The 18,822-nt window shown below is 65.3% G+C and carries 20 protein-coding genes; 12 read left to right on the forward strand and 8 right to left on the reverse strand.

Annotation, left to right across the window (positions count from 1 at the left end; genetic code table 11):
- From Q7T26_09655 to ispD, 5 genes are all read left to right on the forward strand, one after another.
- Positions 1–1,232: AAA family ATPase (locus Q7T26_09655; protein ID MDO8532404.1), on the forward strand; the 1,232-nt coding region annotated here is incomplete at its 5' end.
- Between the two features lie 120 nt (positions 1,233–1,352).
- Positions 1,353–2,195: an alpha/beta fold hydrolase gene (locus Q7T26_09660; GenBank protein ID MDO8532405.1), complete on the forward strand. Its 843-nt coding sequence runs from the start codon at positions 1,353–1,355 to the stop codon at positions 2,193–2,195.
- Positions 2,196–2,227: 32 nt separating this feature from the next.
- On the forward strand, positions 2,228–2,866 hold the full coding sequence (locus Q7T26_09665) for a VTT domain-containing protein (protein ID MDO8532406.1): 639 nt from the start codon (positions 2,228–2,230) through the stop codon (positions 2,864–2,866).
- Positions 2,867–3,010: 144 nt separating this feature from the next.
- A complete protein-coding gene (locus Q7T26_09670) occupies positions 3,011–4,087 on the forward strand; it encodes a PIN domain nuclease (GenBank protein MDO8532407.1) in 1,077 nt (358 codons plus the stop codon).
- A 3-nt stretch (positions 4,088–4,090) separates the two neighbouring features.
- Complete coding sequence (gene ispD / locus Q7T26_09675; GenBank protein MDO8532408.1) at positions 4,091–4,819, forward strand: 2-C-methyl-D-erythritol 4-phosphate cytidylyltransferase; 729 nt, start codon at positions 4,091–4,093, stop codon at positions 4,817–4,819.
- Positions 4,820–4,824: 5 nt separating this feature from the next.
- Here the strand turns inward: ispD and Q7T26_09680 are convergent, their stop codons facing one another.
- Positions 4,825–5,460: a hypothetical protein gene (locus Q7T26_09680; GenBank protein MDO8532409.1), complete on the reverse strand. Its 636-nt coding sequence runs from the start codon at positions 5,458–5,460 to the stop codon at positions 4,825–4,827.
- A gap of 133 nt (positions 5,461–5,593) precedes the next feature.
- Here Q7T26_09680 and ispF point away from each other — a divergent pair, with 133 nt between their 5' ends.
- The 7 genes from ispF (at position 5,594) to Q7T26_09715 (ending at position 13,235) form a co-directional block, all read left to right on the forward strand.
- A complete protein-coding gene (gene ispF, locus Q7T26_09685; protein MDO8532410.1) occupies positions 5,594–6,070 on the forward strand; it encodes a 2-C-methyl-D-erythritol 2,4-cyclodiphosphate synthase in 477 nt (158 codons plus the stop codon).
- 61 nt (positions 6,071–6,131) lie between these two features.
- Positions 6,132–7,508 carry a cysteine--tRNA ligase gene (cysS, locus tag Q7T26_09690; protein ID MDO8532411.1) on the forward strand — a complete coding sequence of 459 codons (1,377 nt, stop codon included), beginning with the start codon at positions 6,132–6,134 and terminating at the stop codon, positions 7,506–7,508.
- 317 nt (positions 7,509–7,825) lie between these two features.
- Complete coding sequence (locus Q7T26_09695; GenBank protein ID MDO8532412.1) at positions 7,826–8,770, forward strand: ABC transporter permease; 945 nt, start codon at positions 7,826–7,828, stop codon at positions 8,768–8,770.
- 31 nt (positions 8,771–8,801) lie between these two features.
- Positions 8,802–10,502, forward strand: a complete 1,701-nt coding sequence (locus Q7T26_09700; protein MDO8532413.1) for an ABC transporter substrate-binding protein — start codon at positions 8,802–8,804, stop codon at positions 10,500–10,502.
- 15 nt (positions 10,503–10,517) lie between these two features.
- Entirely contained in the window at positions 10,518–11,414 is an 897-nt protein-coding gene (locus tag Q7T26_09705; GenBank protein MDO8532414.1) for an ABC transporter permease, read from the forward strand.
- A gap of 42 nt (positions 11,415–11,456) precedes the next feature.
- Positions 11,457–12,290 (forward strand): alpha/beta hydrolase, encoded by an 834-nt coding sequence (locus Q7T26_09710; GenBank protein ID MDO8532415.1) that lies wholly within the window; start codon positions 11,457–11,459, stop codon positions 12,288–12,290.
- Between the two features lie 18 nt (positions 12,291–12,308).
- The gene (locus Q7T26_09715; GenBank protein ID MDO8532416.1) at positions 12,309–13,235 is read left to right on the forward strand and encodes an NAD(P)-dependent oxidoreductase; all 927 of its coding nucleotides are present in this window, start codon (positions 12,309–12,311) and stop codon (positions 13,233–13,235) included.
- A gap of 182 nt (positions 13,236–13,417) precedes the next feature.
- Here Q7T26_09715 and Q7T26_09720 read toward each other — a convergent pair whose 3' ends face one another.
- From Q7T26_09720 to Q7T26_09750, 7 genes are all read right to left on the reverse strand, one after another.
- A complete protein-coding gene (locus Q7T26_09720) occupies positions 13,418–13,945 on the reverse strand; it encodes a hypothetical protein (GenBank protein MDO8532417.1) in 528 nt (175 codons plus the stop codon).
- 78 nt (positions 13,946–14,023) lie between these two features.
- Positions 14,024–14,383: a 4a-hydroxytetrahydrobiopterin dehydratase gene (locus Q7T26_09725; GenBank protein MDO8532418.1), complete on the reverse strand. Its 360-nt coding sequence runs from the start codon at positions 14,381–14,383 to the stop codon at positions 14,024–14,026.
- 66 nt (positions 14,384–14,449) lie between these two features.
- Positions 14,450–14,662, reverse strand: coding sequence for a twin-arginine translocase TatA/TatE family subunit (tatA, locus tag Q7T26_09730; protein MDO8532419.1), 213 nt, complete (start codon positions 14,660–14,662; stop codon positions 14,450–14,452).
- A 193-nt stretch (positions 14,663–14,855) separates the two neighbouring features.
- Complete coding sequence (locus Q7T26_09735) at positions 14,856–16,091, reverse strand: MFS transporter (GenBank protein ID MDO8532420.1); 1,236 nt, start codon at positions 16,089–16,091, stop codon at positions 14,856–14,858.
- Positions 16,088–17,335, reverse strand: a complete 1,248-nt coding sequence (locus tag Q7T26_09740) for an MFS transporter (GenBank protein ID MDO8532421.1) — start codon at positions 17,333–17,335, stop codon at positions 16,088–16,090. The genes Q7T26_09735 and Q7T26_09740 overlap by 4 nt, the downstream gene beginning before the upstream one ends.
- Before the next feature lie 3 nt (positions 17,336–17,338).
- Entirely contained in the window at positions 17,339–18,589 is a 1,251-nt protein-coding gene (locus tag Q7T26_09745) for an MFS transporter (protein ID MDO8532422.1), read from the reverse strand.
- 2 nt (positions 18,590–18,591) lie between these two features.
- Positions 18,592–18,786 (reverse strand): hypothetical protein, encoded by a 195-nt coding sequence (locus tag Q7T26_09750; protein MDO8532423.1) that lies wholly within the window; start codon positions 18,784–18,786, stop codon positions 18,592–18,594.
- Positions 18,787–18,822 lie beyond the last annotated feature (36 nt).

Below are 18,822 nucleotides of genomic sequence, written 5' to 3' on the forward strand. Positions count from 1 at the left end.
CCAGCCTGCCGCCCGCGCTGCGGGAGCAGCAGGAGAAGCTGAAGCAGCTTGAAAAGGACGAGGAGACGGCATCCGTCGCCACGGACTATGACCGCGCCGCCAAGATTAAGGCCGATCGCGTCGCCCTGAACAAGACGTTCACTGACGCACGCCAGTCCTGGATGCAGGAGAAGGGCCTGGACGACAGTGTGGACGAGGATGACGTGGCAACGGTCGTCGCCCAGTGGACGGGCATTCCGGTCAGCCGGATGTTGGAACGAGAGCGGGAGAAGCTCGTCCACATGGAGGAACGCCTGCACGAGCGCGTGGTCGGTCAGGACGCGGCCATCGCGGCGGTGGCCGACGCCGTGCGTCGCGCGCGCTCTGGCCTGAAGGACCCCAAGCGGCCCATCGGCAGCTTCATTTTCCTGGGTCCCACGGGCGTCGGCAAGACGGAGTTGGCCCGCGCGCTGGCGGCGTTCCTGTTCGACGACGAGAGCGCCATGGTGCGCATAGACATGTCGGAGTACCAGGAGAAGCACACGGTCTCGCGGCTCATCGGTGCGCCGCCGGGCTATGTGGGCTACGAGGAGGGCGGGCAACTCACCGAGGCAATCCGACGACGTCCGTTCAGCGTAGTACTGTTTGACGAGATAGAGAAAGCCCATCCGGACGTGTTCAACGCGCTGCTCCAGATCATGGAAGACGGACGGCTCACGGACGGGCATGGCCGCACGGTGGACTTCCGCAACGCCGTGGTCATCATGACCAGCAACCTGGGGACCATTGACTGGCGGCGGCAGGCGGTCGGCTTCGCCCGTCCCACGGCGGAGGCGCAGATGGAGCGCCAGCGGCTGCGTGAGTCCGTGGAGGGCGCGCTGAAGAAGGCGTTCCGGCCTGAGTTCCTGAACCGCATTGACGAGGTCATCATCTTCGAGCCGCTGACGCAGGAGCAGATAACGCAGATTGTGGGCCTTCTAATGAAGGAGGTCCAGAAGCGCATGGCGGAGCAGCGGATTACCGTGGAGCTGACGGAGGCGGCACGGACGCTCCTGGTAAAGGAGGGCTTCGACCCCGTGTACGGCGCGCGCCCGCTACGGCGGGCCATTCAGCGGCACGTGGAAAGCCCGCTGGCGAAAGCGGTGCTGACGGGCGAGTTCAAGCCGGGCGACCATGTGGTGGCGGACGCGGGGCAGGACGGCCTGGTCTTTCGCAAGGCCGAGGCGCCGGAGCCCGCGAAGGCGCGCAAGTAGGCCGTCGCGGGTGTGAGCCGCATAGAAGCCGACGGAGCAGGAAGCGTCGCTCCCCGCTCCGTCTTGACACGTACCGTATGCTATGCCGAAACGGATTGCTCGCCCGCGTATGAGATGTCCATGAGCGCCACGGCTAAAAACAAGGAGCGCTACGTGCAGACGCTGGGCGTCCGCACTCGCTACGTAGACGCGGGCACGGGCGATCCTGTCGTGCTCATCCACGGGCTGGGCATGTCCGTTGCCTCGTGGCGCGCCAATATCAGCCCGCTGTCGGGCAAGCGCCACGTCCTGGCGGTGGACTTGCCGGGCCACGGGTACTCGGAGATGCCGCCCGAGCGGTACAGCCTGAAGTTCGGCGTCCGCTTCATGGACGCGTTTCTGGACGCGGTGGGGCTGGCCCGCGTGAGCCTGGTGGGCGAGTCCATGGGCGGGCTGGTGGCCCTGAACTATGCCCTGGAGCGGCCAGAGCGAGTAGCCCGCCTGGTGCTGGTGGACAGCGGCGGACTGGGGCGTGAGGTGGCGCTCTTCCTCCGGGTGCTCAGCATCCCGCTGCTGGGAGAGGCGCTGATTGACCCGGGCCTGAAAGGGACCCGCGCGCTTCTGCGGCTGCTGCTGCACCGGTCCAACTGGCATCTGATAACCGATGATCTTGTCCAGGATGTGGCGGCGGCGCGCACCCGGCCGGGAAACAAACAGGCGCTGCTGGCGGCCCTGCGGACCGGCGTGAACGTGTGGGGCCAGAAGACGGATTTCATACTGGCGGCCCGCCTGCCGCGCTTGCAGGCGCCGCTCCTGACGGTGTGGGGCGCGCAGGACGGAGTGATCCCCGTGTCCCATGCGCACCGGGCCCATCAGGCGGCGCCAGGGTCTCGACTGCAGGTCTTCGACCAGTGCGGGCACTGGCCGCAAATGGAGAAGGCCGACCAGTTCAACGCGCTAATCGATGAGTTCCTCCAGCCGTAGTGAAGTCCGCGCCGAGGGGGACCGCAAACGACATGCCAGAAGACGTGACAAGCCAGCGTGAGCAGACGACCGGAGAAAAGCCGACCTCCGCCCGTCCGTTTCTCAAGCCCAGCAAACGGGACATCGCGGTGGCCGTCGCGGCCGTGGCGCTCTTCGTGGGTCTCACCGTGCTCGCATATGTCTTCCGAGGTTATCTGGAGCACATCGACAGCACGGTCCGGAACATAGGCTACCCCGCGGTCTTTCTCATCTCCTTTCTCAGCAGCGCCTCCGTGTTTCTTCCTCTGCCAGGGCCAGTGGTCGTCCTTGTGGGAGGTTCAGTCCTCAGCCCCGTGCCGGTAGCCCTTGTGGCGGCCCTGGGCGCGGCCCTGGGGGAACTCACGTCTTATGCGATGGGATATGGCGGACACGCCGTCGCCCAGAACACGGGGCCTTACAAGACCATCTCCGGCTGGATGCGCAAGAGAGGCTGGCCTATCCTTTTCCTGCTCGCGGCGATACCCAACCCCGTCTTCGACGCAGCGGGCATAGCCGCCGGCGTGCTGCGATACCCGGTGTGGCTATTCTTTGTCATTGTGCTGGCGGGACAGATCGTGAAGTTCCTGGCGTTCGCGTTCGCAGGGGCACTGGGTTTGCCCATGTTTTTATATTTTCTGGACAGAAGATTGTAAGAACTCAAACGCAGGGATTCGTCCTTTTTGACAGCAACGCGGATTTTATGTTACGCTAGAGACGTAAGTCGTGGAGGAAGGGGAATTGCCTTCCGCATGCCATCGAGCGATCACATCCTTCCTCAGCTGAAAGGTGGCGAGGCGGTGGTTGTCAACCTACTGGTGCGGCTTATCGGGCTGGTCGTCTGCGGGTACGGCGGATGGCGGCTTGGTCAGGTTGCCGCGGGTCTAGCGAGCGCTTCAGAACCGCGTATCTGGGTCGCGGCCTTTGTTGCAGCCGGGGCGCTTGTCGGATTCTTCATAGCTCCCCTGCCGGTCATCCTGCCTGCTCGGTGGCTCATGAAGAGCCTCAAGGAAGTCCCCACAGCCACGCTTTTCGCCAGCATCGTCGGGCTTGTCCTGGGACTGCTGGTAGCGACGCTCCTCGCCCTTCCTTTGTCCGTACTGCCGGGCCTGTTGGGCATGGTGCTGCCCATCGTCGTGGCGATCATCATGGGCTACCTCGGCGTGTCCGTGCTCCTGGCCCGAGAGCACGACATCCTCCAGATACTGAACATACCATCTGAACCCGCCCTGGTGGACGTGAAGGGCAGCGTGCGGACAAACGGGGCATCCCGCAACGGACACAGCCAGGTAGTGATGGACACGAGCGCCATCATCGACGGGCGCGTGGCCGACATCGCGCAGACCGGTTTCCTCCACGGCACGCTGGTCGTCCCCCAGTTCGTGCTGGACGAGCTGCGCCACATTGCGGACTCCAGCGACCCGCTGCGGCGCAATCGAGGCCGCCGGGGATTGGAGATGCTCAACAAGCTCCGCAAGAACGCGGAAGTCCCTGTTGTGGTCATGGACGTCCCGCTGCCCGACGTCGCGGAAGTGGACGCGAAGCTGGTGAAGCTGGCCGTGAAGCTGCACAGCCCCATCCTGACGACGGACTACAATCTGAACCGCGTGGCTGAAATCCAGGGCATCAAGGTGCTCAACGTCAACGAGCTGGCGAACGCGCTCAAGCCCGTCGTTCTTCCGGGAGAGGAGATGCCTCTGCGGGTTATACAGGAGGGCAAGGAGGCGGGCCAGGGCATCGGCTTCCTGGACGACGGGACGATGGTGGTGGTGGAAAGCGGCAGACGCTACATCAATACGGACATCAACGTGGTCGTGACCCGAGTCCTTCAGACGGCCGCGGGCCGCATCATCTTCGCTCTACCCCGGGCCGCCTGAACCATGGGCGGCGCTTCCCCAGGCTCCCATCCGGTCGCTCCGGCCGACGTGGGAGCTATTATTGTGGCCGCGGGCCGCAGCGTCCGCATGAACGGCACCGACAAGATGTTCGCGCCGGTGTTAGGCCGGCCCCTGCTGGCGCACACGGTGGCCGCCTTCGAGTCGTGTCCCGCTGTCGGCAGCATCGTGCTGGTGGTCGCGGAGGACAGCGTAGCGCAGGCGCAATCACTGGCGAAAGCGGAGGGCTGGCGCAAGGTGTCCCGCATCATCGCGGGCGGGGCGCGACGCCAGGACTCGGTCAAGCGCGGGCTGCAGGGCCTGCCCCCGTGCCGGTGGGTCGTGGTGCACGATGGAGCGCGTCCGTGCGTTGAGGCCCAGACAATTGAGCGAGGGTTGGAAGCGGCGCAGCGCGCGGAAGCCGCCGTCGCGGCGGTCCCGGTGACGGACACCATCAAACGGGTGGACGCTGAGCAGCGCGTCGTGGAGACGCTGGAGCGGGGCCAGCTCTGGGCGGCCCAGACTCCCCAGGTCTTCCGCCGCGACCTGCTGACGCGGGCGCACAATGACGTTGACGCCGAGGTAACGGACGACGCGGCGCTGGTCGAGCGGCTGGGACACCCCGTGGTGGCCTACATGGGTTCGTACCGGAACATCAAGGTGACGACGGTGGACGACCTCGCCCTGGCGGAAGCGTACCTGCGGGAAGCGGCTCTTCCGCGGAAGGGGGCGTGAGCCTTCTACCGGGCGACCGGCGGCCGTACCCAGCTCACCTTCGCTTTCGAGGTCGGCAGCATGGCGCCCGTGTGCTTCCGCGAGTCGCTGTTGTAAAGCCTGCGCCATCCCAGGGGCAGGTCCTCCAGGAACGTCTCCCACATTTCCCGGGTGACGCGGATGAACTCCTCCGAGACCCTGGTAGCGATGGGACAATAGCGAGCGAGCTTGAAATCCACACCGCCGTCCGCTCGGAAATACGGGACGAGAGGGAAGCTCCGGCAGTCGAAGGGCCGGGACGTGTAGATGGCGCAGAACCCGGTGGCCTGCTCCAGCATGGGGCAGGGCGCGGCATCGCCGGGGGCATAGCCCACATTGAGGCGGCACTTGCCCACCGTGACAACGGCCTGCGGAAAGTCGGCGGGAACGCGCCCGGATTGCCCCGCGAACTGGGCGCGGATGAACTCCTCCTCGTAGGGAAGGAGCATGAGGCTTTCGCGCTCCTCGCACTTCCTGCAGTCGTCCGGGCAGATGCCGGAGAACGGATCGGTAAGCCGGTAGGCCAGTGCGAACTTGCGGAACAGCCTCTCGCGGTCCGGCATGATGGACTCGAGGGGTAAGCTCTGGGTCGCCTTGAGGGCGTAAGGTGGCTCCGTTTCCACCGCTCCCGCTTTCCAGGGCACTGCGCACAATGCCCGTTTCGACTAAAATTGATTTCCAGTCTAAGCCCCATCAGAGGATTGCGCAAGAGGCTTCACGGCGAAGATAGAGACGCACAAGGAGCAGAGCTGAGTGATGCGCGTGGGTATCGGCTTCGACGTACATCCGCTGGAGGCAGGACGCAAGCTCGTCCTGGCCGGAGTGGATATCCCCTTCGAGAAAGGGTTGGCGGGCCACAGTGACGGCGATGCGCTGACCCATGCGGTGGTGGACGCGCTGCTGGGCGCCGCCGCCCTGGGAGACATCGGGACGCACTTCCCGTCGTCCGACCCGCGGTACAGGGCGGTGCGCAGCCTGCTCCTGCTGGAGCGCGTGGCCGGGATGCTGCGGGACAAGGGATGGCGCATTGAGAACGTGGATGCTACAATAGTCGCCGAGCGACCGCGGCTGACGCCTTTCGTCGAGGCGATGCGCAAGGGCCTCGGCGCGGCGCTGGACCTCCCGATAGACAGAGTGGGAGTGAAGGCCAAGACGACAGACGGGCTGGGCTACGCCGGACGCGGAGAGGGGATCACCGCATACGCCGTTGCGTTGCTGGAGCAGGCATCATAGACATGGACTTGCAGGGGACACGTGCCGCGGGCTTCCGCCCGCGGTCTCGTTTGCATAGAGCATGAGCGCTGTCCGCATCTACAACACGCTGAGCGCGCAGAAAGAGGACTTCCTCCCGCGGGGCGACCCCGTGCGGATGTACGTCTGCGGCGTGACCCCGTATGACTCCAGCCACGTGGGCCACGCCATGAGCTACATCATCTTCGACGCGCTGCGGCGCTACATGGAGTGGCGCGGGTACAAGGTGCGCCACGTCCAGAACTTCACCGACATTGACGACAAGATCATTGAGCGGGCCAAACGGCTGAGCGTCAGCCCGCACGACCTGGCCGAGCGCTACATCGCCGAGTACTTCTCCGTCATGGACGCGCTGAACATCCAGCGCGCGCACGTCTATCCCCGCGCGACGGAGGAGGTCCCTCAAATCCTCGACATCGTGCGCGGGCTGGTTGACAAAGGCTACGCCTACGCGTCCGGCGGCGACGTTTACTTCCGCGTCACGCAGAAGTCCGACTACGGCAAGCTCTCCCACAGGGCGCTGGACGATATGCAGGCGGGAGCACGAGTGGAGGTGGGGGCCGCCAAGGAGCACCCCATGGACTTCACCCTGTGGAAGGCCGCCAAACCCGGCGAGCCTTCGTGGGAAAGCCCGTGGGGCCAGGGCAGGCCGGGGTGGCACATCGAGTGCTCCGCTATGTCGCTGCGCTACCTTGGCGAGCAGGTGGACATCCACGGGGGCGGGCAGGACCTGGTCTTCCCCCACCACGAGAACGAGATAGCGCAGAGCGAGGCGTTCACCGGCAAGACCCCCTTCGCCCGCTACTGGGTGCACAACGGCCTGCTCCAGGTGTCCGAAGACAAGATGAGCAAGTCGCTCGGGAACATCGTACCGGTGCGGGACGCGCTGGCGCGGTTCAGCCCCGACGCCATGCGCCTGTTTGTCCTCTCCTCGCACTACCACAAACCCCTCACCTATGATGAGGCGGCCATCGCCAGCATGGAGCGCGGCGCGGCGCGCCTGCGGAGCGCCGTGGAAGTCCCGGGAAGCGGCGCGGCGGACGCGCTGGACCCCCAACCCTACCGTGACCGGTTCACCACCAGCATGGACGATGATTTCAATACGCCCCAGGCGCAGGCGGCGCTGTTTGACCTGGCGCGTGAGGTCAACCGCGCCCGGGACGCGGGCGTGGACGTGGCCCAGGCCCAGACAGCGCTGCGGGAGATGGCGGGCGTGCTGGGACTGACGCTGCGCCCCCGCGAGGGCGGCGACCTGCTGGAAGCCCAGCCGTTCATCGATCTGCTGGTGGAGACGCGGAAGGGACTGCGCGCGGCCAGGCAATACGCCCTCGCCGACAGCATCCGCGACCGGCTCACCGAATTGGGAGTGGTGCTGGAAGACGGCCCGCAGGGCACGTTGTGGAAGCATAAGGGGCCGTAGGACCTCACCCCGTCCTGGCGCCTTCCCCTACCCGTCCGTCCCTGCATCGCCTTATCCCTGCCCTGCCCGTGTCAGATACCCACCGACGCAGTGGCGTCGCAACCCGTCGGCCCGGCGCGGGTGAGCAGAGGGACGCGTCGTTGACACCCGTCTCCCCACTCCTGTATCATTTGCGCGTCCTCAGTAGTCGGCGGGAACGTCTCAATTATCGCGTAAGCTCCGAAGAGCGACACCTGCCACTCCCAACGTGAAGCATGCCGCAGGGATACGCGGGGAACTGTCGACTGTATGGGTGTCGCAGAGGAGCATATTGGCCCGTGAGGCAGTACATAGCCCGACGCCTCCTGCTCGCCATCCCCGTCATCCTCGGTGTCTCGCTTCTCGTCTTTTTCATGGTGCGAATTCTCCCAGGCGACGTAGCGACGGCCCGTTTAGGCGAGGGAGCAACAGCGGCGGATATCGTGGCCATGCGCGCGCGGCTGGGCCTGGACCAGCCCATCCATGTCCAGTACGCCGGGTGGATCAGCGGCGTGATCACGGGGTCCTGGGGTGTCTCGCTCTGGACCGATCAGCCCATCGGTGTAATGCTGGCGAACGCCGTACCCGTCACGCTGGAGTTAACCCTCCTTGCGACAGTGGTCTCGTTGCTCATTGGCATTCCGGCGGGCATCCTTTCCGCCGTGTACCAGGACCGGCCGACGGACTATGTCGCGCGGCTGCTGGGCATCGCGGGGCTCGCCATACCGAACTTCTGGCTTGGCACGTTGCTGATCATCCTGCCGTCCATCTGGTTTGGATGGATACCGCCCTTGCAATACGTGTCGCTGACGCAAGACCCGTGGAGCAACATTCAGCAGTTCATCCTGCCGTCCATCGCGCTTGGCGCATACCTGGCGGCCATCGTGACGCGGCTGACGCGCTCCAGCCTTTTGGAGGTGCTCCGGCAGGATTACGTGCGGACCGCGCGCGCAAAGGGCCTGGCGGAGCAAGTCGTCATCAACCGCCACGCCTTCCGTAACGCCGCCATACCGGTGCTGACGGTCACTGCGCTGCAGTTCGGCCACCTCCTGGGCGGCACGGTCATAATTGAACGCATCTTCTCGTTACCGGGCATCGGACGGCTCACCGTGGACGCGCTGCTCGCGCGCGACTACCTGACCGTGCAGACCAACGTTTTCCTGCTGGCCGCTGCCTTCGTCATCGTCAATCTCATCGTGGACATGACCTACGGCGCTCTGGACCCTCGGATTCGCTTGTCCTGAACGATTGGAAACAACTGGAGGAGGAAACGCCATGAAACCTGTCCGCGAACTCGCCCGCGTAGTGGGAGTCAGTCTGGCAGGACTGGTACTGGTGGCCGCGTCCTGCGCCCCCGCGGCGGCGCCCGCGCAGCCATCGGCACCGGCTCCCAGACAGCCGGCCCCGTCCGCGCCGTCCACCGCTCCCGCGCCGGCGGCGCCCCAGCCTACGGCGCCAAGCGCGCCACTGCCCGCGGCCTCAGCGCCGAGAAATCCCACGCCCACGCCTGCGACAGCCGTCCAGCAACGCAAGCGCGGTGGGACGGTCGTTTACGCGCAGCATGTGGACCTGTTGCACACCGACCCGCTGCTCTGCGCCAGCAGTTCATGCGTTGTCGTGGTGGGCCAGGCATTCAACAAGCTGTTGCAGCGCGACAAGAACAATGAGATCATCACCGACCTGGCGGAGTCCTGGAAGCAGACGGACGACGTCACGTACGTCATTACACTGCGCAAAGGAGTGCTTTTCCACGACGGGACGGAGGTCACCGCTGACGATGTCGTCTACAGCGCGGGCCTGCTGAGCCAGCAGGCGACGCATCCCACATACGCCAGCTTGTGGACGCAGTACGCCAGCGCCCGCGCCACCGACAAGTACACGGTGGAGCTGAAGACGAAGCAGCCGGACCCCCTCTTTCCACACGCGCTCTCAGAAGCGCATCAGTTCATCGTGCCAAAGGCGAAGTACACGCAGTCGGGCGCGTTCAGTCTAAAGTGGGTGGGCACTGGCCCGTTCGAACTGCAGGAGTTCACACGCAGCGTCAACTACAAGCTGGTCAAAAGCGCCAAGTATTTCGAACAGGGTGTCCCCTACGTGGATAGTGTCAGCGTGCTGATAGTGCCGGACCTGGCGACGCGCGTCGCCAGCTTCCGCACCAGGCGCGTGGACGTTATCGGTGAGTTGCGCGCGCCCGACTTGGTGGCACTGCGCCGCGCAGTGCCGGACCTGAACGAGATCAAGTCGCCGGGCGGGGCCATCGGCATCTACTTCAATCCATTCGCGCCGCCGTTCGACAACGAGAATCTGCGAAAGGCGGTGGTGTTCGGCCTGCAGCGGCAGCAGCTCATCGACATCGTCACGCAGGGGACGGGCGTGATGTCCGGCGTCGTCAACGGAGGCCCGCCCGGCTGGGGCTTGGCGTGGTACCCGGACGAGATGAAGAAGCTCTACACCTACGATCCGGCGAAGGTCAAAAAGTTTCTGGCGGACGGTGGACAGCCCAACGGCTTCTCATTCACACTGGCGGGCTCGCCGCGTCAGTCGCTGGGCCTTGCCGCACTGGAGGTGGTGGAGCAGCAACTCTCGCCACTTGGTATCAAAGCCAGGCTGGAAAACCAGGACTTCACCACGTTCATTGACAACCGCAACAAACTGAAGTTCCAGGCCATGTCGCATATCGTCTCCGCCAGCGAGGAGTCCGGACCGGAGGCGGAGCGCTGGTTCCACTCCAACAAAAAGCAGTACGGCAACGACAGGGAACTGGACGTGCTTATCGAGAAGATGCTCGGGACGATGGACCCGGCCAAGCGCAAGGACCTGGTGAATCAGATCGACAAGATGATCGTCGAGAAAGGCTTCGCGGGAGTGTACTTCCAGCAGCTTGATCTTGCCGTTTCGCAGCCCTATGTGAAGGACTACAACAGTCCCAGCTTCGTCGGCCAGTACCTGCTGCGGTACGCCTGGCTCGACAAGTAAAGCGGAGCGGTCAACGTGGCGGACGGTCAGGCGACACTGACGCTCTCCTCACCACAGGCTGCGTGGGGCAAGAGCGGCTTGTGGCGAAGCGTCAGGCGCTTCGCGCGGAGCAAGCCGCTCGGTTCCGCGGGCGCGTTGCTTATGGCGGTGCTGGTGCTGCTGGCCTTCGGCGCGGCTGTGATCAGCCCTTATAACCCTCTGGCGATGAATTCCGCGCGCACGCTGGAGCCACCGTCCGCTGACCACGTCTTCGGCACAGACCACGCCGGACGCGACGTCCTCAGCCGTGTCATCCATGGAACCCGCGTCGCGCTGTGGGTGGGCATCGTCTCGGTGGGCATTGGCACTGTGGCGGGCGTCTTTTTCGGCATCCTGTCCTACTGGCCCGGCACGGCGGACATGGTCGTCCAGCGCGCTACGGATGGCCTGCTTGCCTTTCCCACGCTCATTCTGGCCATCACGCTCGTGGCGGTGCTCGGCCCCGGTATCACCAACGCCATGATTGCCATTGGCATCGTCATGATGCCGCAGATGGCGCGGCTTGTGCGGTCGTCCGTACTCTCCGTGCGCGAGAACACCTACGTGGAGGCGGCGGTGGCGGTGGGCGCGCGCGACCCCGCGGTCATCTGGCGGCACGTGTTGCCGAACATCATGGCGCCGGTAGTGGTCGTCGCCACCGCAGGCCTGGCGCGCGCCATCCTCGTCGAGGCGTCGCTCAGCTTCCTGGGCCTCGGCACGCAGCCGCCCACGCCCTCCTGGGGCGCGGACCTGTCCGGCCCGGGCCGCACCTACTTCGAAGTGGCTCCGTGGCTCGCCATCTTTCCCGGAATCGCCGTGTCACTGGCCGTGCTCGGCATCAACCTGCTGGGCGACGCCCTGCGCGACATCTGGGACCCTCGCCTTCGCACCTAAAACCCAAGGAGGCCACGCAAGGCCTCAAGAAAGGAACGCCCTATGCCTTATGCACGCATCAACGGCGCCGAACTCTACTACGACCTGGACTGCTTCGCCGACCCCTGGACGGCGCCCCAGACCGTCCTCCTCCAGCATGGGTTCTCCCGCAACGGGCGTTTCTGGTACCCCTGGGTACCTTTGCTCTCCGGCCGGTTCCAGGTGCTGCGCCCGGACATGCGCGGCATGGGACGCTCCGCCATGCCGCCCGACTTGTACACGCCGTCGGTGGACACCTTCAGCGCCGACCTGGTCGGCCTGCTGGACCACCTGGGCATAGACAAGGTCACGTATGTGGGGGAGTCGTTCGGCGGCGTACTCGGCCTGGTGTTCGCGTGGAAGCACCCGGAGCGCGTCCGCGCCCTGGTGCTCACCTCCACGCCCTTCCGCGTCCCGCACGAAGACCTGGCGAAGAAGTTTCCCGTCAAGGAAGGCTCCGCCAGCGAGGCGCTGGCCAAGGGCGCGGACAACTGGTCGCGGCAGACCATCGGCCAGCGCATCGACGTAAAGGCCGCGCCGCCGCAACTGGCGGAGTGGTGGATTCACCAGATGGGCATGACGGTCCCGGCCAACGCCGTCAAGCTCCACGAGTATGTCGGGACCCTGGACTTCGCTCCCCATCTCCATGAGCTTAAGGTGCCCACGCTCGTCCTGGCGGGAGAGAAGTCGCCCATCGCCACGCCGCAACAGGTGGAGATCATGCGGTCACAGATTCCTGACTGCAAAATCGTCATCTTCCCTGGCTACGGTCACGGCGTCCACGCGGTCATCCCGGACCAGTGCGTTCGCGAGGTCGTCAAGTTCATGAACGAGCGCTCTCCGGCGCGTGCGCGCTAGACGGAAAGGAGACATGGTATGGGAATCTTGATTACAGGCGGCACGGGGTTCATCGGCTCACACCTCGCGCACCTTCTCGTGGAGCGTGAGAAGGAGAAGCTGGTCCTGTTCGACATGTTTCCCAACGCCGCGGCGGTGCGCGACCTGGGTGACCGCGCCACCGTTGTGCGCGGCGACTTCTCGGAGCCGACCGAGCTTATGGCCGCCCTGAAGCAGCACAACGTGAGCGACGTCTTCCACCTCGGCTACTTCACCGCCGAATCGGAGGCGTATCCGGCCCAGGCCATCCGTGTCAACTGCGACGGCACGAACCGCGTGTTCGAGTGCGCGCGCATCGCCGGCGTGCGGCGCGTGATGTGGCCCAGTTCCGCCGCCGTCTATGGCCACTCCCAGACCAGCGCCAGCCCGAAGTTCATGAGCGAGGACGACAAGTTCACGCCCAACAGTATCTACGGGTCGTGCAAGCTCTTTAACGAGCATGTGGCCGAGGTGTACGCGGAGCGCAACGGGTTCGACCACATCGGCTTGCGGCTGTGCTCGGTGTATGGGCTGGGCCGGGGCCAGCGGCGCGGCATCAATCCGGACATCTACGCGCAACTCGTGGAGAAACCCTACGCCGGGGAGGAGTTCGCCGCTCCCCCCGCCGACCATATCATGACGTGGGGCTACGCCAGGGACGCCGCGGCGGCGTTCTACGCGGCGTACAAGGCGCAGAAGCCCCCGCACCGGATTTTCAACTTCGGCGGGGAGTCGCGACCCGTCAAGGACGCCGTGGAGCGCGTCAAGGAGCTATGCCCCAAGGCTAAGCTCACGTACGCCAGCCAGGGCATCCGCCATCTGGCCTACCTCAACACCGACCGCATCCAGAAGGAGCTGGGCTTCAAGTCCGGCTTCTCCATGCGCGACGGGCTGGCGGACTACGTCAAGAAGCTGGGCGGCAGCTAGGGGAAAGACGACCGAAAGTCGGGCCAGAGGTGGCGGTTCCCTTGCGTCTTGGTTGGTCGTTCATCATTTCCGAACCGGGACCTGGCCCAAGGTCAACCTAAATGCAAGAGACCGTCCGCGCTAGCCCGCGCACCGCTCTTGCGGGCGTTGGGGTTGAGGGGTAGTCGGCTGGCTCCGATCGGTTATGGAAGAGGGAACCACGGAGCTAGTGCCCCTATTACAACGTACAGTAATCCAAAACCGAGGTTCATCCCTCCGACATCGACGCCAAGATCGACAGTGGGGGTATTTCGTAGCTCTCCCTTAAGGCGATAGGTTGGCTCTATGTAGCGAAATTTCTCATCTAACGAGTTCGGGTCTGAAGCGTAAAACCAGTATGGACGAAGCTCGACGACTGCAAGCCAGACGCGATACAAGCCGAACACAGCAAACGCAGGCACTACGCCGCGAATTACATAATGAAGGCTACCGGCTAATGGAGCGCTCTCTGTTGGCCCGCGTCCATGGAGTGCCCACATCCCATAAGCGAAGAAGACCAGCGGGAGGACGTTAAGAACAAACAGTCCGGCCATCGCCCGACATCGGGCTTGCGGAAGTTTGAAGAATAAGGGCCATTGAAACGCTTTCCACCGCGGTTGAACATTGGCGACAGCTCCCCAGAAAATGGCGTAGAACAACATGAAAACCGTCTGCAACGCGTCAATCCCCATAATCTGCTCCCCCACTCTTGGCCAAGACACTCGCCATGCCGGCCAACGCCCAGCATCAGCGGCTGCGCGGCGAAAGGCCTACGCCTTGCGCTCCGGCGGGGGCGTGTACAGGCGGTCGGTCTTGGCGGCCATGATGAAGTCGTTGCGGTGCAGGTTGCGGATTTTGTGGGTCCACCACGTCACGATGACGCGTCCCCACTCCGTGGTCAGACGCGGGTGATGGCCCTCTGACTCGGCCAGCGCGCCCACCGCGTCCGTAAAGGCCATCGCATCAGCGAAGCTGGTGAAGCGGTAGGTGCGCTGCAGCTTCCGGATGCCGTCCTCCACGATGAGCGCCCAGTCCGGCGCCTGCATCCGCAGCTCCGGCATCTCCTGTTCGCTCACCGGCGGAGAGCCGACGCGACACGCGACGCACTGTTCCTGGGCAAGCTGTCCCATGGACACCTCACGGCAGCCGCCCGCCCCGTTCTCCGGTCAAAAGGACGGGACGGGGCGTGACCCGGACTAGGAGGACGAGCTGCGGGGCTTCTCCGGGGAAGACTCGGCGGCGGCAGTGGATTTCGGATCGCGTGACTCGCCCTGCCCGGACGACGCCTGCTTGAACTCGTGAACGCTCCTGCCCATGGCGCGAGCAAGCTGCGGCAGCCTGGTTGCGCCAAAGAGCAGCAATATGACCGCCAGGATAATCAACAACTCGGGGAGACCGATGTGTGGCATATCTTCCTCCTTGCCCTCTCAGCCCGACATGCTCAGGATACACTCTCGGAACCCCCGCTGTCCAACGCGCCGCCAATAGAGCGTTGGCCCGCGCGCGCCCCGTCTCCACCTTGCAAGAGCTATTGTCCGAACGGGACAAGGCGACAGGAAACGGGCGCTCATCGCCGGTGCGGCGCCGGACGGGCGGGCGGCCCTACGCGCTCCGGCGAGGCTCGCGGACCAGCATAGCGGCTATGGCGCCCGCGGCAGCCAGGACGGCGAAGATGCCCCACGCCAGCGGGTAAGAACCCGTCCTGTCCACGACCTGGCCGAAGATGGGCGGACTGGCGAACGCGCCCAATTGCACCAGGGTCAGCCCCAGCCCCACAGACGTGGCCGCGCCGCGCGTGCCCCCCAGCTCCGCCATGAGCGTCAGAAAGAGGGCATGGGAACCGATGGCCGCCACGCCCAGAGCCGCCACCAGCACCGCCACCAGTGTGAGCGATGTCCCCGGCCCGACCATCGCCGTCGCGGCCAGGAGCACCGTCGTCAGCACGCCGAACGCCACCAGCAAAGGCTTCCGCCGCGCACCCAGCAAGCGATCGCTGATCAGGCCGGAGACGACGCGCGTCCCCAGCCCGGCGGTGTTCGCCAGCGCCAGGTAGCCGCCCGCGACCACCACCGGCACCAGCAACACCTCTTTCAAGTAGATGACCAGATACGTGATGATGATGAATTGGGCCGCCGCCAGGGATAGGGCCAGGAAGCCCACCAGCCAGACGTCGCGCAGGGCCAGCGTCTCCCGCAGCACGCCCCACCCACCAGTCCGTCGGCCTGCCGCCTCGACCGCTGGGGGGTCGCGGTAGAGAGCGAAGACGCATACCCCGATAGCCGCCACCGCCGCCACAATCACAACGACTGACACCCGCCACCCGCTGGCCACGCCCAGCGGAAGCAGCAGCAGCGCGCCCAGAACACCGCTCAGAGGCACGCCCGTCTGCTTGATGCCCATGGCTGTCGCGCGCGTCCTTGGCGGGAACCAGGAGACCACCGTCTTGGTGACCGCTGGGCTTGCCAGGCTGGAGCCAAAGCCCGCGATGAAGATACCCAGCAGCATCACCGGGAAGCTCGGAGCGAGGGCGAACAGCAGCAGTCCACCCATGGCCACCAGCAGGCCGATGACAATCATGCGCCGAATGCCCAGCGTGTCCGCCAGGGCGCCGGCAAAGAACAGGATGACCACGTGCCCGAGCGCGCCCGCCGAGGCTATCATTCCCACGCTGGTACGGGAGAGGCCGAGGTCCGCCTGGTATAACGCCGCCATCGCCAGAAGCGCCTGGCTGACAGAGGACAGCGCCATCTGGGCAAGGAACGCAACTCCCAGAATGACGTAGCGATAGGCGGCGCGGCCTTGCGCCACGGCTACCCGCGTCTTGCCGGCAAGGGTCATGGGCGTTCAACCCCCTGTCTTACTTCACGCATCAGCAGCAGGAAAACGAGGGTCGCCAGAGCGGCCGCGCCCGCCAGAGCGAACCAGGCCGGACGATAGCCAAAGCCATCGGCGATGAGGCCGAACGCGGGCGGCCCCACCAGGGCGCCCATCGCCGAAAACATGCTCGCGAATCCCAGCGCGGGAGCTATCAATCCTGGCTCCGCCGACTCGGCCACGCTCGTGTGGTACACGGGATGCCAGCCGATGCCCGCGACGCCCACGAGAACTGTAAGTACCAGCACCGCGACGAACGGCGCGCCCACCGGCAACAAGCCCAAAGCCACAAGGAAGATGGCGGTGCCCCCGCCGGCCCCCGCCAGCACCACCTTCCGACGACCGTGCAGGACGCGGTCGCTGAGCAGGCCCAACCCTATCCGAGCCACCAGCGCGGACATCTGCATCACGGCCAGCAGGACGCCGCCCACTACGACGGGCACGTCGAACGTGTCCCGCAGATACAAGATGATATACGTGAGCAGGCAGAACTGGACGCCCACAAGAACGCTCGCCAGCGTCGCCGTGATGACGATGTTGCGGTTGGACGCCACCAATCGGATGGCCCTCAGGCTGGAACGCCAGTCCGACGCGGACCGAGTCGGCCGCTCCGCGTCGCGGTACACCGCGTAGAACACGACCGTAGCCACCAGGGCGCTTCCTCCCAGCACCAGCGCGGCAGTCCGCCAGCCCGCGGCCAGCGCCACCGCGGGCAACGTGGCCGCGAAGACGGCGCCCCCCAGAGGTACGCCAGTCTGCTTGACGCCCATCGCCGTCGCGCGCACACGCAGCGGAAACCAGTCCACGATGGCCTTGCTGGTCGCGGGGTTGCCCAGGCCGGCGCCGGTGCTCGCCACGAGAGCAAACACCAGAACATGGCCGTACCCGCCTCCCAGGGCCATGGGCATCATGCCCAGACCGGACACCAGGCACCCCAGCGCCAGGGTCTTACGCACTCCCACTGCATCCATGAGCCATCCGGACAGCAGGGACAGGGTAAACTGGCCGAGCATGACGGCTGTAATGACAACGCCCACCTGAGCACGGCTGAGGCCCAGGTCCTCTTTCAGGAAGGGGACCAACGGAGGGATGCCCTGATTGGGCACGGACAGCGCCGCCTGGGCCAGCACCGTCACCCCCAGAATCGCCCAGCCTGGGACGCTGCTCGGAGCGACGGCGGAGCGGACGGTCTCCTTCAAGCTCGCCATCCGCTACTCCTTCAGCACGGGTTCCCGCATGAACAGGAAGACGACAAACCCGACCGCTGACAGGCCCGCGAGTGAGAACCACGCCCAGTGATAATCGAGAGCGTCGGCTATCACGCCGAACAGAGGCGGCAAGAGCAGGTTCCCGACGGCGGAAATGGTCATGCCCAACCCGACGGCCGTTGCCGCCATCCGCATGCCGGCCAGTTCGGATACCAACACCATGAAGATGCCGTGCCAGCCCAGGCAGGTAAACCCAAGGGCGATGCTCAACGCCACGACCAGGACGAGAGGGATACCGGGCTGAATCAAGCCGAACAGAAGCAGCGTCACGGCGGTGCCGGCCGCCGAAAGCAGCATGACGGGCTTGCGGCGCCCCTTCAAGAACCGGTCGCTGACAAAACCCCAGAAGATGCGCGCGGAAAGCCCCGTGATCTGGACCACCGACAGCATAACGCCCGCGACGACAATCGGGACCCTCAGGACATCGCGCAGATAAAGCATCAAATAGGTAATGAGGCAGAACTGGATGCCCACCAGAACGGCCGCGAGCAACCCCGTCAGCCAGATGTTGCGATTGGCCAGGACCCGCCGGAGGGCGCCTGCCTGCCGTGGCATCGCGCCGCCTCTGGATGGCGAGCCCGGCGGCTCCCGGTACAGCACAAAGGACATCACGCCCATGAACAGGTCAAAGAGCCCCAGGGTAAGAACAGCGGCGCGCCACCCTGCTGCCAGGGCCACCGCCGGCAGCGCCGCGGCGAAGACCGCTCCCCCCAGCGGCACGCCCGTCTGCTTGATGCCCATGACCGTTGCGCGCATGCGCAGCGGGAACCAGTAGAACACGGCCTTGGTCACTCCGGGATTGCCTATCCCTGAGCCAATCCCCGCCATCAGGAGCAGAACGACCGCCTGCTCGAACGATGTGGAGAACATCAGGCCAATGGCCGCCAACCCCGTCACCGCGGGGCCCGCGGCCATCATCAAACGGATGCCCACAATATCCGTGAGCCACCCGGACACCAGCAGGCTCGGGATCTGGCCCATGGATACGGCGGCCGTCATGATCCCCACCTGGGCGCGGGACAGGCGCAGGTCCACCTGATAGAAGGACGCGAGAGGTGGGACGCCCTGACTGGCCGACGCTACCGCCGTCTGGACAAAAATGGACAGACCCAGAATGACCCAGCGGTACCTGTAGAGCGCCTCAGCCTCGACGGCGGGGTTGGGCGCACGGGCTGTGGGTACGGGTTGTGTCACGGTTACCGCTTGCCCAGCGGGCGCTCCCTGCGTTCCAGTTCCCCCGCCAGGGCAGCGCCCTGGGTCCCGCCGTGGGCCGACGCGAGCCTCTTACGCAGCACGAAGCTGCCACCCTGAGCAATAGTCTCGCTGAGAGTGCCGATGAGTGTCTTCTCGTCCGCTGTGGCCTGGCATGTCGTGGCCAGGGTTTGCGCCATGTGTCCTCCTAATGCAGCCTCTGGATGCGGAGGCGC

Source organism: Dehalococcoidia bacterium, from assembly GCA_030648205.1.
Lineage (GTDB): Bacteria > Chloroflexota > Dehalococcoidia > JAUSIH01 > JAUSIH01 > JAUSIH01.